Source organism: Bradyrhizobium sp. SZCCHNR1043 (assembly GCF_032489675.1).
Classification (GTDB): Bacteria; Pseudomonadota; Alphaproteobacteria; order Rhizobiales; family Xanthobacteraceae; genus Bradyrhizobium.
Genome location: NZ_JAUEYN010000014.1, coordinates 231,476 through 257,316 on the forward strand (window position 1 = coordinate 231,476; position 25,841 = coordinate 257,316).

Sequence of the window (25,841 nt, forward strand, 5' to 3'; positions counted from 1 at the left end):
TGAGAACAAGCGATGAACAAAGTCAAGCGCGATCGGGTGTCATGCGAGTTGGATCACGCCCATTCGCTGTGCTTCGCGCCCTCACGACGACAATGTGTCGCGGCGAAGAACAGCCATCCCATTGCGCCCCGCTTCGTAGCACAATGCCCATGTCCGGCCGGAAACAAGAGAATCCGGTTTCGTTGACTCTGAACCGCACATCCGGCGATCTGCAGTGCGCGCCTGCAGCATTGCGGGCTTTGGTCAAGGGAATGGAGAGCTTGGATGATGCGGCGTGTTCTGGCTGTTATCGCGGGCCTGGCATGGGCGGGGTCGGCCGTTGCTGCCGACGTAAACCTGCTCAACGTGTCCTACGACCCGACCCGCGAACTCTATGTCGAGTTCAACAAGGCGTTTTCAGCCGCCTACCAGAAGGAGACCGGCAAGAGCGTCGAGGTCAAGCAGTCCCATGGCGGCTCCGGTGCGCAGGCCCGCAGCGTGATCGACGGCCTGCAGGCCGATGTCGTGACGCTGGCGCTCGCCTATGACATCGACGCGATCGCGGGCAAGGGTCTGCTCGACAAGGAGTGGCAGAAGCGGCTGCCGCAGAATGCCTCGCCCTATACGTCGACCATTGTCTTCCTGGTCCGGAAGGGCAATCCCAAGGGCATCAAGGATTGGGACGATCTGCTCAAGAAGGGCGTCGAGGTGATCACGCCCAATCCGAAGACGTCCGGCGGCGCGCGCTGGAACTATCTCGCCGCCTGGGGCTATGCGCTGAAGAAGTTCGGCTCGGTCGACAAGGCCAAGCAGTTCGTCGGCGACCTCTACCAGCACGTCCCTGTGCTCGACACCGGCGCCCGCGGCGCCACCGTGACCTTCGTGGAGCGCGGTGTCGGCGACGTCCTGCTCGCCTGGGAGAACGAGGCCTATCTGGCGCTGCGCGAGTTTGGCAAGGACAAGTTCGAGATCGTCGCCCCGCAGCTGTCGATCCTGGCCGAACCACCAGTTGCGGTGGTCGATTCGGTGGCCGATAGGAAGGGCACGCGGAGTGTGGCTGAATCCTACCTGAAATACTGGTATACAAAGGAAGGTCAGGAAATTGCCGCACGCAACTCCTACCGTCCGCGGGATCCCGAGGTCGCCAAGAAGTACGAGGCGGCCTTCGCCAAGGTCGAGCTGTTCACCATCGACGAGGTGTTCGGCGGCTGGACCAAGGCCCAGAAGGAGCATTTTGCGGAAGGCGGTATCTTCGATCAAATCTACAAGAATTGATCGAATCGGAAGGAACGAGTTGGTGGCAGCCGGTCTGATACGGCTTCGAGACAGTAAGGCAACAAGCTGGCGTTGCGGCGATCTGCGACATTGCGCATGAGACGCTGTCCCCGGTCTCGATTTGCCGAGACGAGGCTGGGGGCGGCGGGCGGACACCACAATCGATTCAAGCCCATCGACACCGATCATCAACGGACCAGGCCTTTTTTTGAACGTACTTGCACCACGTCGCAGCACCTTGCCGGGCTTTGGTCTCACCATGGGACTGACGCTGACCTGGCTGTCTCTGATCGTCCTGATTCCGCTTGCGGGGCTGTTCGTCCGCTCGACCGATCTCAGCCTCGACCAGTTCTGGGACATCGTCACCAGCCGGCGCACGTTGAGCGCACTCAAGATCTCGTTCGGCCTCGCCTTCGCCGCAGCCTGCGTGAATCTCGTGATGGGCACCATCGTCGTGTGGGCGCTGGTGCGCTACCGCTTTCCGGGGCGCCGACTGTTCGACGCGATCGTCGACGTTCCGTTCGCGCTGCCGACGGCAGTGGCCGGCGTGGCACTGACTGCGCTGTTCACCCAGAAGGGCTGGCTCGGCGCGCCGCTCGCCGCGATGGGGATCAAGGTGGCGTTCACGCCGCTCGGCATCTTCGTCGCGATGATCTTCATCGGCATCCCCTTCGTCGTCCGCACGGTGCAGCCGGTGCTGATCGATCTCGATCCGGAGATCGAGGAGGCGGCGGCGAGCCTCGGCGCCGGGCGCTGGCAGATCGTGACCCGCGTGATCCTGCCGAGCCTGACGCCGGCGCTGCTCACAGGCTTCGCACTCGCCTTTGCGCGCGCGGTCGGCGAGTACGGATCGGTGATCTTCATTGCCGGCAATCTGCCGAACGTCTCCGAGATCGCGCCGCTGCTGATCGTGATCCGGCTGTCCGAATTCCGCTACGCCGATGCCACCGCGATCGCGGTGGTCATGCTCGTCGTGGCGTTCCTGATCATCTTTGCCGTGAACCGGTTGCAGCGCTGGGCGCAGAGCCGGGCGCCCTTGAACTAGGACCCGACATGAGCGTGGAGATGACCCTGCAGGCGCCGTCCGTGGCATCGTCCGCGACCAGCCCGCGCCTGGCGCAGGCCGGCCGCCCCGATCCGCGCACCGAGCCGCGCCTGGTCCGCATCGTCATCACGACGCTGGCATTGGCGTTCCTGTCGGTGTTCGTGGTGCTGCCGCTGATCGTCGTGTTCGTGGAAGCGTTCGGCAAGGGCATCGCTGCCTATTTTATCGCGCTTGCCGACGCCGAGGCGTGGGACGCAATCCGCCTGACGCTGCTGGTGGCGCTGGTCTCGGTCGGCACCAATCTCGTGTTCGGCCTGTGCGCCGCCTGGTCGATCGCCAAGTTCGACTTTCCGGGCAAGACGTTCCTGATCACCCTGATCGATCTGCCGTTCTCGGTGAGCCCGGTGATATCGGGCCTCGTGTTCGTGCTGCTGTTCGGCGCGCAGGGGTTCTTCGGTCCGTGGATGCAGAGCCATGGCCTGCAGATCCTGTTCGCCTTTCCCGGCATCGCGCTGGCCACCGTGTTCGTGACCTTCCCGTTCGTTGCGCGCGCGCTGATACCGCTGATGCAGGAGCAGGGCACGCAAGAGGAGGAGGCGGCGATTTCGCTCGGCGCGTCCGGCCTGCAGACGTTCTTCCGCGTCACCTTGCCGAACATCAAATGGGGCGTGCTGTATGGCGTGCTGCTCTGCAACGCGCGCGCGATGGGCGAGTTCGGCGCCGTCTCGGTGGTGTCCGGCCATATCCGCGGCGAGACCAATACGATGCCGCTGCTGGTCGAGATCCTCTACAACGAATACCAGATGGTCGCCTCGTTCGCGATCGCCTCGCTATTGGCGATGCTCGCGCTGATCACGCTGGTCGTCAAAACCGTCCTCGAACGGCAACTCGATGAGGGAGGTCAGCATGACCATTGAAGTCAGGGGTGTCGTCAAGACGTTCGGCACGTTCAAGGCGCTCGACGGCGTCGATCTCAAGGTCGCCGACGGCGAATTGCTGGCGCTGCTGGGCCCGTCCGGGTCGGGCAAGACGACCTTGCTGCGGATCATCGCCGGGCTGGATTGGCCTGATGCCGGCGAGATCCTGTTCGACGGCGAGAGCGCGCTCGATCGCGGCGCGCGCGAGCGCCATGTCGGCTTTGTGTTTCAGCACTACGCGCTGTTCCGGCACATGAACGTGTTCGAGAACGTCGCCTTCGGCCTGCGCGTGCAGCCGCGCCGCGTCCGCAAGAGCGAGGCGGAGATCCGCGCGCGCGTGAAGGAGCTGCTGGATCTCGTCCAGCTCGACTGGCTCGCCGATCGCTATCCGAGCCAGCTCTCCGGCGGCCAGCGCCAGCGCATCGCGCTGGCGCGTGCGCTCGCCATCGAGCCGCGTATCCTCTTGCTCGACGAGCCGTTCGGCGCGCTCGACGCCAAGGTGCGCAAGGAGCTGCGGCAATGGCTGCGCACCTTGCATCACTCCATCAACGTCACCTCGATCTTCGTCACCCACGACCAGGAGGAGGCGCTCGAGGTCGCGCATCGCGTGGTGGTGATGGACAAGGGCCGGATCGAGCAGGTCGGCTCGCCGAGCGACGTCTACGACGCGCCGGCGACGGCGTTCGTCCACGGCTTCATCGGCGAGTCGATCATGCTGCCGGTCGAGATCACCGGCGGCGCGGTGCACCTCAAGGGACGCCCGCTCGATCTCGCGGCCGAAGGCGCGGCGGCCGGGGCCTCCACCTTGTTCGTGCGCCGCCACGACATGGTGATCGGTCCGGCCGGCAGCGGAACGCTGGACGGCGACATCACTCATGTCCGCAGCTTCGGCCCGGTGCAGCGCGCCGAAATCGCGCTGGCGGAGGGCGTCGCGACGATCGAGATCGACGCCCCGCGTGACCGCGAGCTCAGGATCGGCGAGCGGGTCGGACTGAAGCCGCGGCATTATCGGATCTTTGCGGGCGGGTAGGGGCGCGTGGCCGCGTGGGCCGCGGCCAGCTCGATCCGGCGATGTATGCCGCGAGCTCCGAGCACTTGCAGCTCTGAGCCGTAGACCTCAACCAAAAAACCAGTGTCGTCCCGGACAAGCCCGACAACGCGTAGCGTTGGCGGGCGCCGATCCGGGACCCATACGCCGTGACGTCCGTTGTTGAGCCCGCTCGACCGGCATCGCGTCTCGCCACGACCGCCGCGGCGTCTGGGTCCCGGTGCGACACTAAAGATGTGGCGCCGTCCTTGACGTGATCACTCGGAGGGTCCGCGCCGCCACGGCGCTTGACCGCGTGGACGTTATGGTTGACGAACCGTTGCCGGCAGGATTGGCCGCAATTGTACCGATGGAACTTACCTCCGATTCACCTTTCAGCCACGGTTGATGTGCAACAACCCGCCTCTCTCGTCGGCATAGGGACTGGTTCATTGAAGCATCTGGCACTCGCTCTCTCCGTTGCATTCCTGCTCGCCGGCTGCGCGGCCGAGACGCCGGTGGTGCAGGCGCCGACCATGTATGCCGACATGGCGGTCGCGGGCGCGAAGCTCGATGCTGTCGCTGCCGCGACGATGATCTCGCAATACCGCCAGAACAACGGGCTCGGCATGGTCGAGGTCGATCCCGAGCTGATGCGGCTCGCGGAATCGCAGTCGCAGGCCATGGCCGACAAGAACAAGCTGGATCATGACGTGCGCGCCCCGCTGGCGAAGCGCCTGACCGGTGCCGGCTATGACGCTGTCGTCGCGGTCGAGAACGTGTCGGCCGGCTATCACACGCTGGCGGAAGCGTTTTCCGGCTGGCGCGACTCGCCGCCGCATCGCGCCAACATGCTGAAGAATGGTGTCACAAAAATAGGCATCGCAGCGAGCCATGCTCCGAACACCAAGTACAAAGTGTTCTGGACCATGATCCTGGCCGCGCCGGACGGCAAGAAGCCTTCCTGACAGGCAGGGCTGCCGCCGCCCTGCGCAGGCCGAGCGCGCGGCGCTCGCGCGAGTCAGGGCCGACCTAGCCCTTGGGGTGGATTGACGTCACCGCGAAGTGACGCCACGTTGGCGCCTTGCTTTGCTAATGACCGCAGTAATGACGCAACATCCATTTCCCCCGCTGCCTGCAACCCCCAGCGAATCGCAACGTGTCCTCGTCCTGCAGGGCGGCGGCGCGCTCGGCTCCTATCAGGCCGGCGCCTATCAGGCGCTGTGTCATTTCGATTTCGAGCCGGAATGGGTCGCCGGTATCTCGATCGGCGCCATCAACGCCGCGATCATCGCCGGCAACGACCGGGACAAACGCATCGGCCGTCTCAAGGAATTCTGGGAGATGGTGTCGTCGCCGGTGCCGTGGAAGCCGCTGCTCAATGGCGATCATCACCGCTCGGCCTTCAATGAGGTCAGTGCCGGGCTGATCGCAGCGTTCGGCGTGCCCGGCTTCTTCACGCCGCGCTTTCCGCCGGCGCCGCTGTGGCCGTCCGGCACGCCGCAATCGGTCAGCTATTACGACACCGCGCCGCTCAAGCGGACCCTGGAGCGACTCGTCGATTTCGATCGCATCAACGATCTGAAGACACGCCTCTCCGTCGGCGCCGTCGGCGTCACCACCGGCAATTTCACCTATTTCGACAATGTCGAATTCAAGAAGCAGGGCAAGCGGATCGGACCCGAGCACATCATGGCGTCTGGCGCGCTGCCGCCCGGCTTCCCGCCGGTCGAGATCGACGGCGAGCATTATTGGGACGGCGGCATCGCCTCCAATACGCCGCTGGACTACGTGCTCGACACCGAGACCGATCGTGATCTCCTGATCTTCCAGGTCGATCTGTTCTCCGCACGCGGCGATCTGCCGAGGACGCTGCTGGAGGCCGCCGAGCGCGAGAAGGACATCCGCTATTCCAGCCGGACGCGGATGAACACCGACAAGAACCGAATGATCCACAACACGCGCAAAGCGCTGCGCGAGCTCTATGCCAGGCTGCCGGACGAGCTGCGCAACGATCCGTCGCTCGAGATCCTGTGCAAGGCAGCACAGGAGAACACCGTCACGGTGGTACACCTGATCTACCGCAGCAAGAGCTACGAGACCTCGTCGAAGGACTACGACTTCTCCCATGTTGCGATGGTCGAGCATTGGGAGGCGGGCGTTCGCGACGTCCACCAGTCGATGCATCATAAGGACTGGCTGGAGCGGCCGCAGTCCGGCGAGACCATGGTCACCTACGATCTCACGCAGGACGGCAGTCTCGCTGCCGCCAAGAAGGAGTGAAGCAATGACGACGAACCTCAAGGGCAAGACCGCGGTCGTGACCGGCTCCACCAGCGGCATCGGGCTCGCTTATGCCCGCGCCTTCGCGTCCGCCGGCGCCAACATCGTCCTCAACGGCTTCGGCGCCCCCGCCGACATCGAGAAGGAGCGCGCGGCGATCGAGAGCGACTACAAGGTCAAGGCGGTGCACTCGCCGGCCGACATGAGCAAGCCGGCCGAGATCGCCGGCATGATCGCGCTCGGTGAGACCACGTTCGGCTCGGTCGACATCCTCGTCAACAATGCCGGCATCCAGTTCGTCTCGCCGGTCGAGGACTTTCCGCCGGAGAAGTGGGAGCAGATCATCGCGATCAATCTGTCGTCCGCGTTCTACGGCATCCGTGCCGCCGTGCCCGGCATGAAGAAGCGCGGCTGGGGCCGCATCATCAACACCGCCTCGGCACACTCGCTGGTCGCATCTCCGTTCAAGTCGGCCTATGTCTCGGCCAAGCACGGCATCGCCGGCCTCACCAAGACCGTGGCGCTCGAGCTCGCGACCTTCAAGATCACCTGCAACTGCATCTCGCCGGGCTATGTCTGGACGCCGCTGGTGGAGAAGCAGATTCCGGACACCATGAAGGCGCGCAACCTCACCAAGGAGCAGGTCATCAACGATGTGCTGCTGGCGGCGCAGCCGACCAAGGAGTTCGTGACCTCCGAGCAGGTCGCGGCGCTGGCGCTGTTCCTGTGCGGCGACGATGCGGCGCAGATCACCGGCACCAACCTCTCGATCGACGGCGGTTGGACTGCGGCGTAACGATCGCAGAGAGCGCTGAACGAGGCACCAGTTTCGCGCCGAGGCGGGTTTCGCTTCGGCGCGGTCCATTCTACAAGCGTGCGTTTCCACGACCAGCGCACGGACCCCTGACCTTGCTGACCACGATCATCGGCCTTGGCGCCGCCATCTGCACCACGAGCTCGTTCCTGCCCCAGGTCATCAAGGCCTGGCGGTCGCGCTCGACCCATGACATCTCGATGGGCATGTTCGTGCTGCAGACCACCGGCAACTCGATGTGGCTGCTCTACGGCGCGCTGATCAGCGACCTGCCGCTGGTCGTCGCCAACGCGATCACGCTGGGCTTGGTGGCCGCGATCCTCGGCCTGAAGCTGCGCTACGGCTAGGATGCAGACGATGGCCTTCGATCCGGTCCGCTTGAGCAAGTTCCTCAGTCTCGTGCTGCGCCACCAGCCAGATGCAATCGGCTTGGTGCTGGATGCGCAGGGCTGGGCGATCATCGATGACCTGATCGCGCGCGCGGCGGCGGCGGGGACCGTCCTCAGCCGGGCCGATCTGGAGCAGGTGGTTGCGACCAGCGACAAGAAGCGCTTCACGGTCTCGCAGGACGGGCAGCGCATTCGGGCGGCGCAGGGACATTCGGTGGCGGTGGAGCTTGGCTTGACCCCGCGCGAGCCGCCCGCCGTGCTGTATCACGGAACGGCGACGCGCTTCGTCGAAGCGATCATGGCAGAAGGCTTGAGGCCGCAGTCACGCCAGCAGGTGCATCTGTCTTTGGATGAGGCGACGGCCGTCAATGTCGGGCGCCGGCACGGCGAGCCCATCGTGCTGCGCGTCGATGCCGCAGCGATGCATCGGGATCGCTTGAAGTTCTTCGTTGCGGACAACGGCGTCTGGCTGACCGACCACGTGCCTCCGGAGTACCTGAGCGTCGACCCCGCGCCGTAACCCGCGCGCGCGTCGCAGAACGTCGCGATATCAGCTGCGGCGCGCGAACACGCTCGCGGTGGTGGACGCGACGCTCTGTCCCGGCGGCAGCACGACCACGGTCGATCCGAGCTGGACGTGGTTGTAGAGGTCGGCGACGTCGGTGTTGGTCATGCGGATGCAGCCGGATGAGATCGCCTGGCCGATATATTCGGGCTGGTTGGTGCCGTGGATGCGGTACAGGGTGTCCTTGTTGCCCTCGTAGAGATAGATCGCGCGGGCGCCGAGCGGATTGGCCGGGCCGCCGGCGACGCGCTTCGGATACGGCCCGAGGCGCGCCTGGATGTCGGCGGTCGGAACCCAGTCCGGCCATTCCGCGAGCTTGCCGACCGTGGCGACGCCGGAGAAGGCCATCGCCTCCTCGCCGACGGCGACGCCGTAGCGGACCGCCTTGCGGTCGGGCAGCACGTAGTACAGGAACCGCGCGTCGGTATCGACGACGATCGTGCCCGGCTGTTCCTGCCGGGTGTATTCGACGATGTGGCGCTGGAACTGCTGCGGGATCTGCGCCTCGGCATAGGGGGCGTGCGCAAGCAACTGGCGGTCGCGCGGTGTCAACGCCGCATCGGTCGATGGCGACAGCGTCGCTTCCATGCAGCCGGCCAGCATCAAGGTTCCGGCCAGCGAGAGTGCGACCCCCAGTCTCGACATCTCATTCTCCCCCAGCGCGCATTCAAATCATGTGCCCGGAGGATCGCGCCAATATCAAGGCGTTGCACCCAACACTTGCGTGATCGCCGCGCGAGACGAGGTGTGGCGGCACCGCGCCCGCGGTTCCGCCAAGGCGAGGCCAAGATGACGCAACAGATGCGTCAACATGGTTCCCTCAAGATGCCTTGCCGAAGGCGAGGACGTGCAGCCCGAGCCGCTGCTTGACGATGCGGAACAGCAGCACGGTCTCGAAGGCCAGCGACAGCGAGGTCGCGGCCGCGGCGCCGTGGCCGCCGAACTGCGGAACCAGCAGGATGCAGAGCACGAGGTTCATGACGAAGGCCGCCGCATAGGCCATGGCGCAGGCGCGCTGCTGGCCCAGCATGTTCAACAGTCGCTCCACCGGACCGATCGCCGACCGCACGACGAGGCCGATCGCGGCGATGAGCATGATGTCGTAGCCGGCGGTGAACTGCGCGCCGAACAGAAACAGCAGCGGCTTGCCGAGCGCGAGCAGCACCAGGGTCGCCGCGAGCGACGGCCAGAATGTCCACTTGATCGCATGCGCGACATAGGCCGACAGCCGCGCTTTGTCGCCGAGCGCGTGGTACTCGGCGAAGCGATGCGCCGTCGTCGCCGACATCGCGTAGTGGATGAACGACACCAGCGCGAGCGTCTTCACCACGGCGAAATAGATCCCGACCTCCTCCGAGGAGCGGAATTGCTGCAGCACCAGCACGTCGGTGTAGGACAACAGCAGATAGAAGCTCTCGACCAAGAGGATCGGCAGCGAGATCGCGAGCCAGCCGCGGAGATCATATTGTCTGGGGCCCGGCTCGATGTGGCGGCCGAGCCTGTTGTTCAGCACCAGCATCTGGCCGAGCATCGCGAGCCACACTGCGGCCGCGCTCGCGGCCATCGCCGCGGTGGCGCCGAGATCGAGGCCGAGCACGAAGGCGCCCGCCGTGAAGCCGATGATCAGCGTCTGGCGGATGATGAATTGCGGCATCAGCCCGAGCGTCATCCAGTCGTGCGAGCGGGCGATGCCGTCCTGGGTGTTGGCAACGACGAAGGCGGGCAGGGTCAGGCAGCCGAGATAGAGCGGCACGCGCTCGCTGGCGTCGATCCAAGGCGACAGCAGCGCGATCAGGCCTGCAAGCAGCAGCGCCGCTGCAGTGGACGTCGCCAGCGTCAGCCAGCGTCCGCCGGAGAGGAAGCCGCGCAGCAGCGCCTGCTGGCCCGCGGTGCGGTAGTCCGGAATGATCTTCTGCGCCGAGGAGGCGATGCCGACATCCAGCATGCTGCCGAGCAGCAGCACCCAGGTCCAGACATAGACGTAGGTGCCGTAGTCCGAGCCGCCCATCCAGCGCGCGAGCAGGATCTGGCTGAGATAGGCGAGGCCCGCGCTGAGCACGCGGATCAGGAAGATGGTGCCGGCCAGGCGGCGCGTCAGCGACGCCTCGCCGCTGCCGCCGAGCGCAGCCAAGCGCGCCTTCAGCCGGCCTGCGAGGCCGGTCGATGCGGGGGCGTTGCGGGCATCCATCACGGCCACGGCGGGGTCCGTCTCCACGGCCGCGCGGATGGCGGCGATGCTGCTTCCCTATCAACGCAACGTTAAGATTGAGTTGGACCGGCCCCGCGTCGCTCGCCCGGCGCAGCCGCCGTCAGGGCAGATTGAAGTTGAACTCGTAGGCCCTGTCGGGGCCGACCAGCGTGAATTTCAGGGCCGCGCCGTCCGGCTTCACGCCGGGCGGAACGCCGTCGAGCTCGAAGGCGAAGCGCTTGATGCCCGGCATGCCGCTGTCGCGCACGGTCGGGATCGGCAGCGCCCAGTCCGGCGTCGGCCCCTCGACATAGAGCTGGACACCGCGCGGATCGGCGACGGCCACGTCGACGATGACGTCCTTCTGGCCGTCGCGCTTGACGTCGCGGATCGTCAAGGGATTGGCATCGCCGACGGTGGCCGGCTTCGGCACCGTGTCGAGGGCCGCCGAGAGCGCCGTATCCTCGGTGCTGGCGACGCTGGTGAAGGCGAGCTCGGCCTTCGCTTCGACGGGAATGCAGATCTTCTCGCAGACCGCGTAGCTGATGTCGGCGCGCAGGGTCATCGGCTTGTCGGCGTTCCTGGCGACGATGCGCAGCGGCAGCACGACCTGGTCATGATAGCCGAGCGAGTGTCCGCCGGCGCCGTCGTCGAACTTTGTCGGCGCGGGCCACAGAACCGTCACCGCTTCGACGTTCTCCGACTTGGAAAAGTCGAACCGCGGCGGCACGCCTGAATCGCCGGGCGTTCGCCAATAGGTCTTCCATCCCGGCTGCAGCGCAAGGGCGATGCCGCCCAGCATGACCGGACCGCTGCGCGAGCCCGCGAGCAGGCGCACCGCGGAGTGGCTGTCGCGCTGCCAGGGCGAGGAATCCTGCGCCTGCGCACCGAACGCAAGGCAGGATGATACGACGGTCGCGACGAGCAGTGTGGCAGAGTGGTGAGGAACCAAGGCGGACATGAGACGTCTTTAGAGTGCGGTTCGGGCGCAAACCATTGAAATGCTTGTGAGCAGATTTCCTCGCGAGGACCTGAACCTTGATTGACAGATGCGCATCCCAATATCAGGATATCAATGATCATGAGAGTCCTTGCGGATGAATCCTGAGGCAAAAAGGCTGGGCGACATTCGCCGCAAAGTGACAGGGATCGGGGATCACACCTCTCACGGTGGTTACCTCGACGGCCAGCTGCTGGTTGCCATGCCCGTGATGGGCGATTCCCGTTTCGAGCGCTCGGTGATCTATCTCTGCGCGCACTCGGCCGAGGGCGCCATGGGTATCATGGTGAACCGGCCGGCGGGCAGCATCGACTTCCCTCAGCTGTTGATGCAACTGAATATCATCGAGAAGAGCGATCAGATCAGCCTGCCCGACAGCGCCGAGACCATGAAGGTGCTGAGCGGCGGCCCGGTCGATACCGGACGCGGCTTCGTGCTGCATTCGAGCGACTACTTCATCGCCAACGCGACCTTGAAGATCAACGACGGCGTCTGCCTGACGACGACGATCGACATTCTCAAGGCGATCGCCAAGGGCGACGGTCCGAAGCACGCCATCCTCGCCCTCGGCTATGCCGGCTGGCGCGCGGGCCAGCTGGAGGAAGAGATCCAGGACAATGGCTGGCTGCATTGCGACGCCGATCCGGAGCTGATCTTCGGCGACAATGTCGACGCCAAATACGATCTTGCGCTGCGCAAGATCGGCATCGATCCGGGCATGCTGTCCAACGCCGCCGGGCACGCATAGGCCTTATCGTCCGGTTGGAGCCCCCGCGCTCGCTGGGATCAGAGAAGGCTTAATGGGGCGCTCTGCCTCTCCGTCGTCATTGCGAGCGCAGCGAAGCAATCCAGAATGTCCACCGCGGATGCAGTCTGGATTGCCTCTGCGCTTCGCTGCTCGCAATGACGACATGGAGACGGAAGAAGCCGCACATCTCTGCTGAAGGCAGAACTACTCCGCCGCCTGCTGCGCCACCGTCGGCTCGGTGCCGGCCACGGTGGCGCGGCGCATGTCGCGCGGTTGCGACTGATCGTAGCGGCGCACGCGGTGCATGGTCTGCCTGTTGTCCCACATGATCAGATCGTGCAGCGTCCATTTGTGGACGTAGACGAACTCGGGCTGTGTGGCATGCTCGGTGAGGTCGCGCAACAGCAGCCGCCCTTCCGGCATGCTCATGCCGAGCACGGCGCCGGCATGCGACGACAGATACAGCGACTTGCGGCCGTGCGCCGGATGGGTGCGGACCAGCCGCTGCCTGACCGGCTTGAACATCTCCTTCTCCTCACCGGTGTAGTCGAGGAAGCCGAGCGAGCCGCGCGAATACATCAGCGAATGTTCGCAGACGAGATCCTCGATCTCGTCCTTGGTCTCCCGGTCGAGCGCGTCATAGGCGGCGCGCATGTCGGCGAATTCGGTGTTGCCGCCCTTCGGGTTCACGATTCGCGCCGACAGGATCGAGTACTTCGCCGGGATCGGCCGGAACGAGCTGTCGGAGTGCCACAGGCAGTTGCCGAGATTGAACAGATGCGTGCGATGGTCCGGTGGCAGCGGCTTGCCATCCTTGCCGAGATTGGAGACGTCGTTGAGGCCGGTGGTGAGGCGGTAATCCTCCTTCTTGGTGACGGTGCCGCCGCGCGCCTGCTCGCGGTCGCCGAAACTGAGCGCAAAGGCGAGCTGCTGCTCGTCGGTGATGTCCTGATCGTGAAATACGAGAACGGCGTAGTGGTCGATCGCGGCCTGCAATTGCGCGACCTCGTCCCGAGCGAGAGGCTTGCGCAGATCGACACCGGACACTTCGCCGACGAAATGCGGATGCAGCTGCCGGATGGCGATCGCCATGGTGTCCTCCTCGCGTCCTCATGACGGCGGACTCCTGTCCGCTTCTACTGAAGCAAGAGGCTACGCCGGCGATGTGCGAAGTCAACGCAAGGCGCGGAGCGCCGCGCGCACGGCTGTCATGCCGGCGCGTCAGACGTCATGCGTTGCGGGCCATCAGCCCGCCGTCCACGGGGATCACCGCTCCGGTGAGGAACGAGGCGGCCGGCAGGCACAGGCTCAAGGTTATGTGCGCGACTTCTTCGGGATCGCCATAGCGGCCAAGCGCGGTGCGGCGCCGCGCATAGACCGCCTTCTGCTCGTCGGGAATGCGCGCGGTCATCGCCGTGGTGATCGGGCCCGGACAGATGCAGTTGACGGTGATGCGATCGCGGCCGAGCTCAACCGCGAGCGAGCGCGTCAATCCGGTCACCCCGGCCTTTGCAGCCGAATAGGCGCTGTGCAGCGCCGTTGCGCCGAGCGCCTCGGTCGAGGCGATGTTGACGATGCGCGGGCTGGATGAGCGGCGCAGATGCGGCAGCGCGGCGCGGATGACGCGCTGCTGCGCCGTCAGCATGATCGCAAGCCCTCTCGCCCAGGCCTCGTCGTAAGCCTCGTCGTCGATCGCGACACGGACCGAGATGCCGGCATTGTTGACGAGGATGTCGAGCCCGCCGAAATGCGCCGCGGCCTCGCCGACGACGGCGCTGATGGCGTCGCGGTCGGCGAGGTCGAGCCGCCATGCACGCGCTGTTCCGCCGCAGGCCAGGATATCCGCCGCCACGGCGCCGGCCCCGTCCTCATCGATATCGGTGACTGCGACGCTGGCGCCTTCATCGGCGAACACGCGCGCGGTCGCGCGCCCCATCCCCGACGCCGCGCCGGTGATCAGGACGGTCAATCCCTTGACCGAGCGGTTGAGTTGCCTGTGCTGGTGCATATTTGCGGCTCACGGAAAAATGCGCATCGCATGCGCGCCGTCGGGATTAACACTGATCGGACGCATTCGGTAGGCACTCATCCGGCGTGGCCGAATTTGCGTTGCCTACGACAGGGATCAACAAACCGGAGTGATCATGGCGCTCTCCAAGATCTTCATGCGCTTGGCGTTGGTGGTGGGACTGATAGCAACCACGGCAGCGCATGCCGACGGCATCAATTCCGGCGGCCGCAAGGCCAGCGCGTTGCGGCCGTTCGACGCGCGGAGCGTTGCCGAGTTCGATACGCCCTGGGCCATCGCCTTCTTGCCCGATGGGCGGATGCTGGTCACGGAGAAGCCGGGTCGGATCTTTCTGGTCACGCAAGGTGGGAAGAAGATCCAGATCGGCAACGTGCCCGCGGTCGCTGCGCGCGGACAGAACGGTCTCCTCGATATCGCGGTGTCGCCGAGCTTCGCGACGACGTCGCAGATCTATCTCACCTACACCGAGCCGAGCGGCGAGGGCAGCCGACTCGTACTGACCCGCGCCGAGTTGTCGGTTTCGAATGACAACGCCACGCTGACCGACCCCACCGTCATCTGGCGCCAGACGCCCGCCGGCGGCGGCGGGCAGCCCGGCGGCATCATCGCGTTCGATCCGTCGGGAACGCATCTGTTCCTGACGGTCGGCGACCGCATGCAGCCGAACAGCGCCCAGGATCCGCGGCAGGCGCGCGGCAAGGTGCTCAGGCTCAATCTCGACGGCGCGACTCCGTCGGACAATCCCATGGCCGAGGACAAGGGCGTGCCGGCCCAGACGTGGACCACCGGCCACCGCAATCCCTACGGGCTCGCCTTCGCATCAGATGGCAAGCTCTGGCTGCACGAGATGGGACCGCGCGGCGGCGACGAGCTGAACCTGATCGAGCCGGGCAAGAACTACGGCTGGCCGCTGGTGTCGAACGGCGACAATTACAACGGCACGCCGATCCCGCGGCATGCGACGCGGCCCGACCTCGCGCCGCCGCCGCTCTATTGGGATCCTGTGATCGCGCCGGCCGGCTTGGTCTTCTATGATGGTCCGATGTTTCCGCAATGGAAGGGATCGGCGCTGATCGGGGGCTTGCGGGTTCAAGCGCTGGTCCGCGTCGCCTTCCGGCCCGATGGTCAGCCTGACGAGGCCGAGCGCTGGGACATGGGCGAGCGCATCCGCGATGTCGCCGTGGCGCCGGACGGCGCCGTCTGGGTGATCGAGGACGACTCGCCCGGCCGCCTGCTGCGGCTGACACCGATGAAGTAGCTGCGCAGCAGCATTGATGCGAAGGCGCCGATGCCGGTGTCGCCACAGCCGCGATGCCGTTGACAGGGCCTGCGCTGATCTCCACACCATCCGACAAATAACAATAGAAGGAGTGGGGAGATGAACGCGCTCGATTTCACGGGACGCTCGGTGCTGGTGATCGGCGGCTCGAGCGGCATCGGCAACGGCATTGCGCAGGCGTTTCGCGCGCAGGGCGCGCGCGTCGATATCAGCGGCACGCGACCGAGTGCTGCCGATTATGCCGCAGACGAGGGCTCCGATCTCGTGGGGTTGAACTACCATCAGCTCGATGTGAGCGATCCCGGCGCGATCGAGAGCTTCGCACCGCAACTCGATCGTCTCGACGTGCTCGTGCTGGCGCAAGGCGCGGTGCTCTACCGGCGCGGCGAGTTCGCCATGGACGGCTTCCGCAAGGTGGTCGAGGTCAACCTCATCAGCCTGATGGCCTGTGCGACGAAATTTCACGGCCGGCTGCGCGATGCCAAGGGCGCGCTCATCATCGTCTCGTCGACCGCGGCCTATCATTCCACCATGGGCAACCCGGCCTACAACGCCTCGAAGACCGGTGCGATGGGATTGACGCGAACCCTGGCGGAGGCGTGGGCGGAGGACGGCATCCGCGTCAACGGGATCGCGCCCGGTCTCGTCGACACCAAGATGACCAAGGTGACGACCGCCAATCCGAAGCGTCTCGAGAGCGCGCTGCAGCGCATCCCGCTGCGGCGGTTGGGCACGCCGCAGGACATGGCCGGTGCGGCGCTGTTCCTGGCCTCGCCGCTGTCGTCCTACATCATCGGCCAGACCCTCGTCGTCGACGGCGGCCTGATTTTGTAGTGGTCCGGAACCTGCGCCGTGCTGGCCGGTTAGCAGGCCAGCAATCCCGCACAATGCAGAGAAGGAGAGCGGCAATGGATCAGGATCGGCTGACCGGTACGGCCAAGGATGTCGCAGGCAAGATCGAAGGCGGCGTCGGCGAGATGTTGGGCGACAAGAGCACGCAGGCGTCGGGCCGTGCACGCGAGGCTTCGGGCGTCGTGCAGAACATGTATGGCCAGGCCAAGGACGCGGCGCGCGAGGCCGGCGATGCGGCGATGGATTTCGCCAAGGATACGTTCGGCAACGGCTCCGAAACGCTCCGTGACGGCACGCAGGCCCTGACCAAGCGGGTTCAGAACAATCCGATAGGTGCACTCCTGGTCGCCGGCGGCATCGGCTTCCTGCTGGCGATGCTGATGCGCTCGCCGAGCCGGCCGCAGCCGCCGCAGCGCTGGCGCTACTGAGGCTGCAACAGCCCCGCTGACGGACGATCAGATGAAAATCGGCCCGCATTCGTTCTCGAATGCGGGCCGATTTGTCATGGTCATCTTGTTCCGGAATGATCCGCGTCGATCGCCCCCAGCGCCGAAATGCGGTCACGATCAGCGGCCCTGGGTCTCCAGCGCTGCTGCCGAGCGGCCGACCAATCCTGGCGGCCGCGGCGGCGCGTTCGGATTGCGCGCGGCGGGCGGCCGCGCCGGCTGCTGTTGCTGCTGAGGCGCGCCGAAGCCAAAGAAGTCGCGGACGCCCTGATTCGGCTGCTGCGTTTGGGCTGGCGGCTGCTGAGCGGGCGCCGCCGGCGTGGTCAGCCGCTTCTGCCTCGGCTGCGGCGGCACCGGTCCCTGCGCGGCCGGAGTTGCTTCCGCCGGCGAGGTCGCGGCCATTGGCGCCTCCGGCCGGGTGAACTCCTTCGGCGGCTCCTTGGCCTGCTCGCGCCCAACCTCGCGGCGGGGCCAGGCGAAATCGTCGGCGCGGCCGGCGGGCGGGCTCAACGCCTCGCCCTTGACCAGGGTCCGGGCCGCCAGCGCATCGACCGCCGCAGGTCGGGAGCCGGGGCCGCCCAGCAACTGGTCGGTGCCGACGGATGACGCCACCAGTGGCAGGATCGGGCCGGCGACCGGCCGCGGCGCCGGCTGGCCGGGCACGGCATTGGCGTCCGGCGTCGCCGGCTCGTTCGGCAATTCGAGCGGCGCGGAACGGGCCGCGAGCAGCCGGTTGATCTCACGCTCGGCATAGTGGGCGAGCTTGCGTGCGCCCGGCTTGGTGAAATAGACGCCGTCATAGGAGCGCAGCTGCCGGATCTGGCCTTCGAAGTCCGGCCCCTTCTGCAGGAAGCGGCCGGACTCGTCGACAAAGCCATCCCAGACGTCGACATAGGTGATGCCGGCCTTGCCGGCCGCATCGCGATACAGCGAGTCGAGGAACAGCGTGTCCGCCGTGCCCTTGGGACCGCGAACCGCGGGCAGGCCGACCCAGAGCACGGGCACGCCCTTGCTCTTGGCGATCGCGATCATCTCCTCGATCTTCTTCGTATACAGCTCGACCCAGCGCTCGTCCCGGAACTCATAGAGGCCGCCTGGCGAGCGGGCGGCCTTCTCCGGTGCCGCGACCACAGGCGTGTCGTTGTCGGCCTCGTCCTGCGGCAGATCGGTATCGGCAGCCTTGTCGTCGGGCTTGGCCGCCGTGTCGGCCTTGCCATCCGGCTTGGCTTCGCCCGGCTTGGCCTCACCGGGCTTTGTCTCACCCGGCTTGGCCTTGGCATCCTTCTTGGCCTTGTCGCCCTTCTTGTCGTCGGGCTTCTCGGTCTTCTCCATCGCGGGCTCGCGCAGCGAGATGCGGTCGTTGAGGCCGAGCATGATGACGATGGCGTCGGCGCGCTCGGTCGCCAGGATGCCCTTGGCGGCGGCGGCCCAGTCGGCCGGCTCGCCCTTGGGCTGGTACTTGATGAGGCCCGAAGTGGTCCTGATCTTGCGGGTCACGCCCATGTCGGGCTGCTCGGAATAGGCCTCTTCCAGGCCATAGGCGAGCCAGTCGGCCATGGCGTCGCCGAGCACCAGCACATAGCGGTCCGGCGCGCCGTCACGCTTCTCCGGCGGCGGCGCCTTGGAATAGTCCTGGATCACCCTCTTCGGCTGTTGCTGCGGGAACGGAGTAAAGAAGTCGCCGCCGAACCAACCTCCGCCACCTCCACCGCCGCGCGGCGCCGGGCGGGGCGAGGCGAACGGGTTGAAGTTGAAGAACTGGGCCGAGGCGGGGCCGGCGATGCCGACGAGCATGGCGATGACGACCGCCAGCACGACCAGCGGGCCGGGCTCGTTCAACAGCTTGAGGATGGACTTCAGCTTTGACATGCGCACCCGTCGCGCGGCGAGATCGTGACAATCCATATAATAGGACGCGAATCAGGCCGCAAACGGGCATTCACCGGATGGTGTTGATGGCATCGGCAATCGCCCCACACGGTTACCGGCAGGGCAGATTGGGCTGTGATCAGCGCGCCCGCAGCCGTTCGAGCACGTCCGAGGTGGCAAATCCGTCCGCCGGCGCCCCGATCGAGGCCTGGAAGTTCCGCAGCGCCTCGCGCGTCTGGCCACCGAACTGGCCGTCCGGCGTTCCGCGGTAAAATCCGCGCTCGGCGAGCAATTGCTGCAGCTCCAGCCGCTCGCCGCGCGACAGCGTTCGTTCCTCGCGCGGCCAGGACTGAACGAACGGCGGTCCGCCCCGCAGACGGTCGGCGAAGTGGCCAATCGCCAGCGCATAGGCTTCCGCCGGGTTGTATTTCATGATGACGCGGAAGTTCTGCAGCATCAGGAAGCCGGGGCCCTGGGCGCCGGCCGGTGCCAGCAGATAGGCCTTTTCGGCGCTGGCCGGGAACGGCTGACCGTTGGCTCGCCGCAGGCCGAGCTGTTCCCACTGGCCGAAGCTCATGCTCTTGGCGCGGTCAGCGAGCATGTAGTTGAAGCCCTGGGGCACCACGACCTCGTAGCCCCAGCTCTGGCCGCTCTGCCAGCCGTCCTTCTTCAGATTGTTGGCGGTCGAGGCGATCAGGTCGGCCGGATTGTCGACGACGTCGCGGCGGCCATCGCCGTCGGCATCGACGGCGAAGCGCTTGAACGCGGTCGGCATGAACTGGGTCGGGCCGAAGGCGCCTGCCCACGAGCCGCGCATCTGCTCGGGGCGCAAATCGCCGCGATTGAGGATCTCCAGGGCGGAGAGGAACTCGTCCTTGAAATAGGCCTGGCGGCGGCCGATGCAGGCGAGCGTCGCGGTCGACTGAAGCACGCTGCGGTCGCCGATCTGGGTCGAGTAGTTGGACTCGATGCCCCAGATCGAAGCGATAATGTAACGGTCGACGCCATAGGCGCGCTCGGCCGCATCGAACTGCGGCTTGTACGTCGCCAGCACCTCGCGGCCTTTCGCCAGCCGGTTGTCGTTCACCAGGATGTCGAGATAGTCCCAGATCGACTTGGTGAATTCGGGCTGCGCGTCGAGCAGGTCCATGATGCGCAGGTCCGGCGACAGGCCGGCGGTGAAGCGCTGGAAATTGTCCTGCGTGATGTTGCGCCGTGCGGCATCTGGCCACATGCCGGCGACGCAATTGTCGAAATTGCCGGCGGCTTCGCGGATCGCGGCCGCCGTCATCAGCGGATGGCCGGAGGCGCCGTCCTCGCCGCTCCACGGCTGCGGCCCGCCGGCGGCGGGAGGCTGGTTGGGGGCGGGGTTGCCCTTGGTCGGGGTGCCCGTGAACAGGCCGTCGAGAAAGTTCAGCGGCCCGCCGCCGGATTGCGCGACAGCGGAACCAGACACCACCGTCAACGCCGTGACCAGAACCGCCGCGCCAGCACCGGCCTTCAGAGCTGTCAGCATCACGTTCCGTCGCATCATGTCTCGATCCAGATCGCATGGAAGATCGGGCTCCACGAGGCCCGGTCCTGCTTAACGGGAGATTAACAAGGTTAACGATTTCCGCAGCGAAATTTAGCCGTTCGGTTCGTGTCGAGCGGAACACTGGACCCAACATCCGCCTTTGTTCTCGGCTGCAAACGAGCTACCTAAAATGCGATCGATTTCGCATTCATATCGCCACAAGGTCTAGTCATCCCCATGAAGATCCGCAAAGCCGTTTTTCCGGTCGCCGGTCTCGGCACCCGCGTCCTTCCCGCCACCAAGGCGATGCCGAAGGAAATGCTGACGATCGTCGACAGGCCTCTCATTCAATACGTCTTCGACGAAGCCAAGGAGGCGGGCATCGAGCATTTCGTGTTCGTGACCGGGCGCAACAAGACCGCGATCGAGGATCATTTCGACCGCATGTACGAGCTCGACGCGACGCTCGCGGCGCGCGGCAAGAAGACCGAGATCGAGATCCTGGCGCGCGACCAGCCGGAGGCCGGCGCGGTCAGCTTCACCCGTCAGCAGGCGCCGCTCGGCCTCGGCCATGCCGTGTGGTGCGCGCGCGACATCGTCGGTGACGAGCCGTTCGCGGTGGTGCTGCCGGACGAGCTGGTGCTGAACTCGCCGGGGTGCCTGGCGCAGATGATCGCGGCGGCGAGCAAGCTTCCGGAGAAGAGCAACGTGCTGGCGGTGCAGGAAGTGCCCGCCGACCAGACCCATCAATACGGCATCTGCGGCGTCGGCAAGCGCGACGGCAAGATCTTCGAGGTCGACGGCATGGTCGAGAAGCCGGCCAAGGGCACCGCGCCGTCGAACTTCTCGATCACCGGGCGCTACATCCTGCAGCCTGAGATCTTCCAGATCCTGGCGACGCAGGAGCGCGGCGCCGGCGGCGAGATCCAGCTCACCGACGCGATGATCGGATTGTCGAAGACACAGAAATTCTATGGCGTGGATTTCGACGGCGAGCGGCACGATTGCGGCTCGAAGTCCGGCTTCCTGCGCGCCAACATCGCCTTCGGCATGGCGCGGGCCGACCTGCGCGATGGCCTGCGCGAGGACATGAAGCGCTATCTCGAAGGCAAGGGCTGAGGCCAAGCCGGCGAGAAATGCCGCGCCTTCGAGGCGGTTGGCGGCATCACGCCGCCAGCGAGGCCGCGGGTGACGGGTGACGCACCACTGCGCTGGCGCAGCGGTTACGGCCCGCGGCCTTGGCCATGTAGAGGGCGCGGTCGGCGGCGTTCAGCAGGCCGCTCCAATCGGTGTCGCGCGACGGCGTGACGCTGGCGGCGCCGATGCTGATCGAGGTGGTGCACGCTTCTCCCGCCCACAGCTTGACCTTGCTGCGGATCGTCTCCGCGACGCGCAGCGCATCCGCTTCCGAGGTCCCCGGCAGCAGCACCGCGAACTCCTCGCCGCCATAGCGCGCGGCGCAGTCGCCGGCGCGCCGCACCGAATCGGAGATGCACACGGCAATGCCGACCAGCACCTGATCGCCGGCCTGGTGCCCATGGGTGTCGTTGTAGCTCTTGAAGTGATCGGCATCGATCATCAGCAGCCCCAGCGGCGCGCCGGTGCGCTGCGCCCGCCACCATTCGAGCTCGATCGTCTCGTCGAACTTGCGCCGATTCTTCAGGCCCGTCAGCGGATCCGTGGTCGCGAGCTGCTCCAGCCTGGATTCGATCTTCGCCCGGAGCTGGATCTCGCGCGCGGCGACCTGCGTCGCGGCCAGGACGAACACGATCAGCGCCAGCATCATCGCCCCGATCTCTGCAGCCTCATTGCGCCAGTACGCGTAGACGCTGTCCCACGACTTGCTGGCGATCACGACCAGCGTCTCATTGCCGTTGCGCCAGACCAGCAGCCGCGGCAGATCGTCCAGTGCGCCATAGCTGCTCGACCAGCCGGACGGCTCGGTGAGCGCGCGGGTCACGGCCGGCGCCCGCGCCAGATTGCGGCCGATCGCGGCGGAATCGAACGGCGCGCCGACGACGACGGTGCCGTCGCGCCGGAGCACCGTGATGTTGTCGCCCGACCCGAGCGTGAGCCGTGCGAACAGGTCGCGGAAATAGCCGAGGCGGATCGAGCCGGCGACGACGCCGGCGAAGCGCCCGTCCGGCGTCGAGATGCGGCGGCTGAGAACGATGGAATATTGGCCATGATGCTGGGCGGGCCGCCCGACATAGAGTCCGGTGTCGGGCCGGTCGCGATGCACCTGGAAGAAATCGGCGTCGCTGCGGTCCTCCGGCACCGGGTCGAGCGTCGACGACTCGAGCGACAGCCGTCCGCGGGCATCGAACACCTGGATGGTGCCGAAATTCTTCGCGGTGGACGAACGGTCGAACAGGATCAGTTGGCGGACCGGCTTGCTGACCTCGTTGATTTCGGGCAGCAACATGTTGCTGGCCACCGCCCGCAGCGAGAGATCGTAGAGCTCGACGTTGCGGCTGATGTCGGCGCCGATGCTGGCGGCCATGTTCTCCAGCGCCTGCCGGGCGCGGACCTCCTCGCTCCGGCGCAGGTCGATCATGACGCTGGCGCAGATGGCGGAGAAACCGATGATGGTCGAGATGGAGCAGGTGATCAGCGTGCGCGCCGAGACCCGCCAAGGCTGCGTCGCCCGGCCCGTTCGGCGTTTCCAGCGCATCGGATCGTCCCGTCCCCGTGGAGTCCCGTCCGTAGACTGACGGATAAAGCCGAAGTAACGCATGTTAGATTAACGAGTCGTTGCGTTTGCCGCGCCTGTCGTCAAGGCGGCCGCACACGCGCTGGTACGATGGAGTCGAGACTTGCCGGACTATGATGCGCTTCGAGACTATCTCAAGCGGCAGACCCGCCCCGAGCTGGTGCTCAGCCTCGACGAGATCGAGGAGTTGATCGGCGACAGCCTGCCGCGCGCCGCGCAGCGCGCCTCGTGGTGGGACAGCCTGCGGAGCCCGCAGGAGAAAATGCCGCAGCGCGAGGCCTGCCTGGCGGCAGGCTATGTCGCGACCCGGCTGCCGGATGGCAAGGGCGTCCGCTTCCGCAAGCTGAAGCCGGAGCGCTGAGCTGCATCCGTGCCCGTGGCAATTGGCTTGCATCCTGCTTTCTGGGCGGTGACTCGCTTCGAGTTCAACGTCGACGAGGCGATCGAGATTTTGGAGAACGCCGGCTGGAAGGAGGGCGCGAGCGGCATTCGCGAAAAGGGCGGCAAGCCGCTCAAGCTCGTAGTCCAGACCTCCACCAACGTCCCGCGGCCGAAGAATCATGTCATCGTCACGCAGGCCTGCCAGAAGGCGGCCATCGAGCTCGAGCCGAAGTCGGTGGTGGATCGGCGTTCTTCTCCAGCGACGTCGCCAATTCCGACACCTACACGCACGTCTACTGCGACATGGAGATGCTGATGATCACGATGGTGTCGCCGGGTACGCGCGTCAGCGGCATCCGCAAAGGTTTGTAGAGCCGTTCCTCGGAATGGGACAACGACCTCTGGCAGTTGCCGAACTGGTGTCGCGAGAGCTGAGCGCACATCGAGAGCGTTCATGCCGAAGCAGAACATTCCGGTGTGTGGCGACCGTCGCTAGCGACGTAGTTCCATTTTCCGGGATGTGACTCGCAGTCAATCTTTCCGCATCTGCGAAGTGCGACAATCGATCCGTTCTTTATTGCGGAATTGGCCCGGATTCTGCTTTGACAGTCGCTTCGAAGGCTGATCCAATTTTATGCAGTTCCCGATCGATGCAAAGACGGGGACGCGTTTTTTGGCATTCAGCACCACCTTTGGAGTCGATTGATGAACGAGCGTGACCTCCGTAGCCAGATCGCTGATGTCAAAGCAGGACGCCTGTCACGGCGCGAATTTGTGCAGCGGATGATTGCCGTGGGGCTGACCGCGCCGATGGCCGGCGCGATGCTCGCCCATTCCGGCGTCGCCGTGGCCGCCCAAGCCATCGCCTACAAGCCGACCAAGGCCGGTGGCGGCGGTCCGCTCAAGCTGCTGCTCTGGCAGGCGCCGACGCTGCTCAATCCGCATTTCGCCATCGGCACCAAGGACCAGGAGGCCAGCCGCCTGTTCTACGAACCGCTGGCCGGATGGGACAAGGACGGCAATCTGGTGCCGATTCTCGCCGCGGAGATTCCGAGCAAGGAGAATGGCGGTCTTGCGGCCGACGGTTTGTCGGTGACCTGGAAGCTGAAAAAGGGCGTCAAATGGCACGACGGCAAGCCGTTCACCGCCGACGACGTCATCTTCAATTGGGAATACGCCAACAACCCCGAGACCTCGGCGGTCTCGATCGGCAGCTACAAGAACGTCAAGTCGATCGAGAAGATCGACGATCTGACCGTGAAGCTGATCTTTCCGCAGCCGACGCCGTTCTGGGCCGATGCCTTCGTCGCCTCGTTCGGCTGCATCATCCCCAAGCATCACTTTGCGGATTATATCGGCGCGAAGTCGCGCGAGGCGCCGGCGAACCTGAAGCCGGTCGGTACCGGTCCCTACATGTTCGTGGACTTCAAGCCGGGCGACACCGTCGCCGGCAAGCGCTTCCCGGACTATCACGTGCCGACGCAGCCCTATTTCGACACGGTCGAGATCAAGGGCGGCGGCGATGCCGTCTCCGCTGCGCGCGCGGTGCTGCAGACCGGTGAATACGACTACGCCTACAATCTGCAGGTCGAGGACGAGATCCTGACCAAGCTCGAGGCGGGCGGCCAGGGCAAGACCGAGCTGACGCTGACCGGCAACATCGAATATATCGGCCTCAACGTCACCGATCCCAATGTCGAGGTCGACGGCGAGCGCGCCAGCCTGAAGACCAAGCACCCGCTGTTCTCCGATCCCGAGGTGCGCAAGGCGATCAATCTGCTGATCGACCGTGCGTCGGTGCAGAAGTTCATCTATGGACGCGCCGGCGTCGCGACGCCGAACTTCCTCAACAATCCCGAACGCTTCCGTTCGAAGAACAACAGCTTCGAGTTCTCGATCGAAAAGGCCAGCCAGATCCTCGATGCGGCCGGCTGGAAGAAGGGCGCCTCCGGCATCCGCGAGAAGGACGGCAAGCCGCTCAAATTCGTATTCCAGACCTCGATCAACGGCCCGCGCCAGAAGAACCAGGCGATCATCAAGCAGGCGTTCCAGAAGGCCGGCATCGAGGTCGAGCTGAAGTCGGTGGTCGCGTCGGTGTTCTTCTCCTCGGACGTCGCGAACCCCGACACCTACTCGCATTTCTACTGCGACATGCAGATGTATCAGACCACGATGCCGCAGGCGGATCCGCAGTTCTTCATGAACCAGTTCGTGTCCACCGAGGCCGCGACCAAGGAGAACAAGTGGCAGGGCCGCAACATCTGCCGCTGGCAGAACAAGGAGTATGACGAGACCTACAAGCTGGCCCAGAGCGAGCTCGATCCGGTCAAGCGCGCCGCGCTGTTCATTAAGCTCAACGATCTCGTCGTGCGCGACAACTACGTCCTGCCGGAGATCAACCGGCTCAATGCGATCGGCGTGAAGAACGGCATGGTGCTGTACAAGAGCGGCTGGGACAACGATCTGGCGTTCATCGCCACCTGGTATCGGGCGAGCTGACGCGCGGCCAGCATGACCAGCCAGACA

General features: G+C 65.6%; 24 protein-coding genes and 1 pseudogene. 17 read left to right on the forward strand and 8 right to left on the reverse strand.

All coding sequences use genetic code 11. The annotated features are described in order from the left end of the window. The first annotated feature begins 264 nt into the window (after positions 1-264). The 9 genes from QX039_RS24800 to QX039_RS24840 all read left to right on the forward strand — a co-directional run bounded on the left by QX039_RS24800 (position 265) and on the right by QX039_RS24840 (position 8,249). The gene (locus tag QX039_RS24800) at positions 265-1,254 is read left to right on the forward strand and encodes a sulfate ABC transporter substrate-binding protein (protein WP_315772591.1); all 990 of its coding nucleotides are present in this window, start codon (positions 265-267) and stop codon (positions 1,252-1,254) included. 208 nt (positions 1,255-1,462) lie between these two features. Continuing rightward, the gene (gene cysT / locus QX039_RS24805) at positions 1,463-2,299 is read left to right on the forward strand and encodes a sulfate ABC transporter permease subunit CysT (RefSeq protein WP_315734516.1); all 837 of its coding nucleotides are present in this window, start codon (positions 1,463-1,465) and stop codon (positions 2,297-2,299) included. A gap of 8 nt (positions 2,300-2,307) precedes the next feature. Continuing rightward, positions 2,308-3,216, forward strand: a complete 909-nt coding sequence (gene cysW / locus QX039_RS24810; protein WP_315772589.1) for a sulfate ABC transporter permease subunit CysW — start codon at positions 2,308-2,310, stop codon at positions 3,214-3,216. Then, positions 3,206-4,246, forward strand: coding sequence for a sulfate ABC transporter ATP-binding protein (locus QX039_RS24815; protein WP_315753357.1), 1,041 nt, complete (start codon positions 3,206-3,208; stop codon positions 4,244-4,246). The genes cysW and QX039_RS24815 overlap by 11 nt, the downstream gene beginning before the upstream one ends. Positions 4,247-4,695: 449 nt before the next feature. After that, complete coding sequence (locus QX039_RS24820; protein WP_315772587.1) at positions 4,696-5,211, forward strand: CAP domain-containing protein; 516 nt, start codon at positions 4,696-4,698, stop codon at positions 5,209-5,211. A gap of 139 nt (positions 5,212-5,350) precedes the next feature. Further along, on the forward strand, positions 5,351-6,526 hold the full coding sequence (locus QX039_RS24825; RefSeq protein WP_315772585.1) for a patatin-like phospholipase family protein: 1,176 nt from the start codon (positions 5,351-5,353) through the stop codon (positions 6,524-6,526). Between the two features lie 4 nt (positions 6,527-6,530). Next, positions 6,531-7,322, forward strand: coding sequence for a 3-hydroxybutyrate dehydrogenase (locus tag QX039_RS24830; RefSeq protein WP_315772584.1), 792 nt, complete (start codon positions 6,531-6,533; stop codon positions 7,320-7,322). Positions 7,323-7,435: 113 nt separating this feature from the next. Beyond that, complete coding sequence (locus QX039_RS24835) at positions 7,436-7,687, forward strand: SemiSWEET transporter (RefSeq protein WP_315713865.1); 252 nt, start codon at positions 7,436-7,438, stop codon at positions 7,685-7,687. 10 nt (positions 7,688-7,697) lie between these two features. Further along, entirely contained in the window at positions 7,698-8,249 is a 552-nt protein-coding gene (locus QX039_RS24840) for an RNA 2'-phosphotransferase (RefSeq protein WP_315772582.1), read from the forward strand. 30 nt (positions 8,250-8,279) lie between these two features. Here the strand turns inward: QX039_RS24840 and QX039_RS24845 are convergent, their stop codons facing one another. The 3 genes from QX039_RS24845 to QX039_RS24855 form a co-directional block, all read right to left on the reverse strand. Next, entirely contained in the window at positions 8,280-8,939 is a 660-nt protein-coding gene (locus tag QX039_RS24845; protein ID WP_315734502.1) for a L,D-transpeptidase, read from the reverse strand. 175 nt (positions 8,940-9,114) lie between these two features. Then, complete coding sequence (locus tag QX039_RS24850; RefSeq protein ID WP_315772580.1) at positions 9,115-10,491, reverse strand: lipopolysaccharide biosynthesis protein; 1,377 nt, start codon at positions 10,489-10,491, stop codon at positions 9,115-9,117. 112 nt (positions 10,492-10,603) lie between these two features. Continuing rightward, a complete protein-coding gene (locus QX039_RS24855) occupies positions 10,604-11,443 on the reverse strand; it encodes a protein-disulfide reductase DsbD domain-containing protein (RefSeq protein WP_315772579.1) in 840 nt (279 codons plus the stop codon). Between the two features lie 136 nt (positions 11,444-11,579). Between QX039_RS24855 and QX039_RS24860 the strand changes: the two genes are divergently transcribed. Beyond that, positions 11,580-12,230, forward strand: coding sequence for a YqgE/AlgH family protein (locus QX039_RS24860; protein WP_315713870.1), 651 nt, complete (start codon positions 11,580-11,582; stop codon positions 12,228-12,230). A 204-nt stretch (positions 12,231-12,434) separates the two neighbouring features. Here QX039_RS24860 and QX039_RS24865 read toward each other — a convergent pair whose 3' ends face one another. Next, positions 12,435-13,322, reverse strand: a complete 888-nt coding sequence (locus tag QX039_RS24865) for a TauD/TfdA family dioxygenase (RefSeq protein WP_315734496.1) — start codon at positions 13,320-13,322, stop codon at positions 12,435-12,437. A 136-nt stretch (positions 13,323-13,458) separates the two neighbouring features. Continuing rightward, the gene (locus tag QX039_RS24870) at positions 13,459-14,238 is read right to left on the reverse strand and encodes an SDR family NAD(P)-dependent oxidoreductase (RefSeq protein ID WP_315734495.1); all 780 of its coding nucleotides are present in this window, start codon (positions 14,236-14,238) and stop codon (positions 13,459-13,461) included. 136 nt (positions 14,239-14,374) lie between these two features. Between QX039_RS24870 and QX039_RS24875 the strand changes: the two genes are divergently transcribed. The 3 genes from QX039_RS24875 (at position 14,375) to QX039_RS24885 (ending at position 16,818) form a co-directional block, all read left to right on the forward strand. Beyond that, complete coding sequence (locus tag QX039_RS24875) at positions 14,375-15,517, forward strand: PQQ-dependent sugar dehydrogenase (protein WP_315734493.1); 1,143 nt, start codon at positions 14,375-14,377, stop codon at positions 15,515-15,517. Positions 15,518-15,637: 120 nt separating this feature from the next. Then, entirely contained in the window at positions 15,638-16,372 is a 735-nt protein-coding gene (locus QX039_RS24880; RefSeq protein WP_315734491.1) for an SDR family oxidoreductase, read from the forward strand. 74 nt (positions 16,373-16,446) lie between these two features. Next, positions 16,447-16,818, forward strand: a complete 372-nt coding sequence (locus QX039_RS24885; RefSeq protein ID WP_315734489.1) for a CsbD family protein — start codon at positions 16,447-16,449, stop codon at positions 16,816-16,818. Between the two features lie 138 nt (positions 16,819-16,956). On the opposite strand, the gene QX039_RS24890 is transcribed toward QX039_RS24885, so the two are convergent. Both QX039_RS24890 and QX039_RS24895 read right to left on the reverse strand, forming a co-directional pair. After that, positions 16,957-18,705 carry a DUF459 domain-containing protein gene (locus QX039_RS24890; protein WP_315734486.1) on the reverse strand — a complete coding sequence of 583 codons (1,749 nt, stop codon included), beginning with the start codon at positions 18,703-18,705 and terminating at the stop codon, positions 16,957-16,959. Positions 18,706-18,844: 139 nt separating this feature from the next. After that, the gene (locus QX039_RS24895; RefSeq protein ID WP_315734484.1) at positions 18,845-20,239 is read right to left on the reverse strand and encodes a lytic murein transglycosylase; all 1,395 of its coding nucleotides are present in this window, start codon (positions 20,237-20,239) and stop codon (positions 18,845-18,847) included. 219 nt (positions 20,240-20,458) lie between these two features. Here QX039_RS24895 and QX039_RS24900 point away from each other — a divergent pair, with 219 nt between their 5' ends. Further along, on the forward strand, positions 20,459-21,340 hold the full coding sequence (locus tag QX039_RS24900; RefSeq protein WP_315734482.1) for a UTP--glucose-1-phosphate uridylyltransferase: 882 nt from the start codon (positions 20,459-20,461) through the stop codon (positions 21,338-21,340). 46 nt (positions 21,341-21,386) lie between these two features. Here QX039_RS24900 and QX039_RS24905 read toward each other — a convergent pair whose 3' ends face one another. Next, entirely contained in the window at positions 21,387-22,895 is a 1,509-nt protein-coding gene (locus QX039_RS24905) for a diguanylate cyclase (protein ID WP_315772577.1), read from the reverse strand. Between the two features lie 142 nt (positions 22,896-23,037). Between QX039_RS24905 and QX039_RS24910 the strand changes: the two genes are divergently transcribed. The 3 genes and pseudogenes from QX039_RS24910 to QX039_RS24920 all read left to right on the forward strand — a co-directional run bounded on the left by QX039_RS24910 (position 23,038) and on the right by QX039_RS24920 (position 25,814). Beyond that, positions 23,038-23,295, forward strand: coding sequence for a hypothetical protein (locus QX039_RS24910; protein ID WP_315734477.1), 258 nt, complete (start codon positions 23,038-23,040; stop codon positions 23,293-23,295). Between the two features lie 54 nt (positions 23,296-23,349). Next, positions 23,350-23,750 (forward strand): annotated as a pseudogene (locus tag QX039_RS24915) (peptide ABC transporter substrate-binding protein); the annotation flags it as partial. Between the two features lie 270 nt (positions 23,751-24,020). Further along, a complete protein-coding gene (locus QX039_RS24920) occupies positions 24,021-25,814 on the forward strand; it encodes a peptide ABC transporter substrate-binding protein (protein ID WP_315772575.1) in 1,794 nt (597 codons plus the stop codon). The last annotated feature ends 27 nt before the right edge of the window (positions 25,815-25,841 follow it).

Coding starts and splice junctions, on each gene's coding strand:
- QX039_RS24890 (WP_315734486.1), bottom strand. CDS start 18,705: ATGTCAAAGCTGAAGTCCATCCTCAAGCTGTTGAACGAGCCCGGCCCG.
- QX039_RS24815 (WP_315753357.1), top strand. CDS start 3,206: ATGACCATTGAAGTCAGGGGTGTCGTCAAGACGTTCGGCACGTTCAAG.
- QX039_RS24800 (WP_315772591.1), top strand. CDS start 265: ATGATGCGGCGTGTTCTGGCTGTTATCGCGGGCCTGGCATGGGCGGGG.
- cysW (WP_315772589.1), top strand. CDS start 2,308: ATGAGCGTGGAGATGACCCTGCAGGCGCCGTCCGTGGCATCGTCCGCG.
- QX039_RS24885 (WP_315734489.1), top strand. CDS start 16,447: ATGGATCAGGATCGGCTGACCGGTACGGCCAAGGATGTCGCAGGCAAG.
- QX039_RS24825 (WP_315772585.1), top strand. CDS start 5,351: ATGACGCAACATCCATTTCCCCCGCTGCCTGCAACCCCCAGCGAATCG.
- QX039_RS24865 (WP_315734496.1), bottom strand. CDS start 13,322: ATGGCGATCGCCATCCGGCAGCTGCATCCGCATTTCGTCGGCGAAGTG.
- QX039_RS24920 (WP_315772575.1), top strand. CDS start 24,021: ATGAACGAGCGTGACCTCCGTAGCCAGATCGCTGATGTCAAAGCAGGA.
- QX039_RS24860 (WP_315713870.1), top strand. CDS start 11,580: ATGAATCCTGAGGCAAAAAGGCTGGGCGACATTCGCCGCAAAGTGACA.
- QX039_RS24880 (WP_315734491.1), top strand. CDS start 15,638: ATGAACGCGCTCGATTTCACGGGACGCTCGGTGCTGGTGATCGGCGGC.
- QX039_RS24840 (WP_315772582.1), top strand. CDS start 7,698: ATGGCCTTCGATCCGGTCCGCTTGAGCAAGTTCCTCAGTCTCGTGCTG.
- QX039_RS24845 (WP_315734502.1), bottom strand. CDS start 8,939: ATGTCGAGACTGGGGGTCGCACTCTCGCTGGCCGGAACCTTGATGCTG.
- QX039_RS24905 (WP_315772577.1), bottom strand. CDS start 22,895: ATGCGCTGGAAACGCCGAACGGGCCGGGCGACGCAGCCTTGGCGGGTC.
- QX039_RS24875 (WP_315734493.1), top strand. CDS start 14,375: ATGGCGCTCTCCAAGATCTTCATGCGCTTGGCGTTGGTGGTGGGACTG.
- QX039_RS24900 (WP_315734482.1), top strand. CDS start 20,459: ATGAAGATCCGCAAAGCCGTTTTTCCGGTCGCCGGTCTCGGCACCCGC.
- QX039_RS24870 (WP_315734495.1), bottom strand. CDS start 14,238: ATGCACCAGCACAGGCAACTCAACCGCTCGGTCAAGGGATTGACCGTC.
- QX039_RS24895 (WP_315734484.1), bottom strand. CDS start 20,239: ATGATGCGACGGAACGTGATGCTGACAGCTCTGAAGGCCGGTGCTGGC.
- QX039_RS24830 (WP_315772584.1), top strand. CDS start 6,531: ATGACGACGAACCTCAAGGGCAAGACCGCGGTCGTGACCGGCTCCACC.
- QX039_RS24855 (WP_315772579.1), bottom strand. CDS start 11,443: ATGTCCGCCTTGGTTCCTCACCACTCTGCCACACTGCTCGTCGCGACC.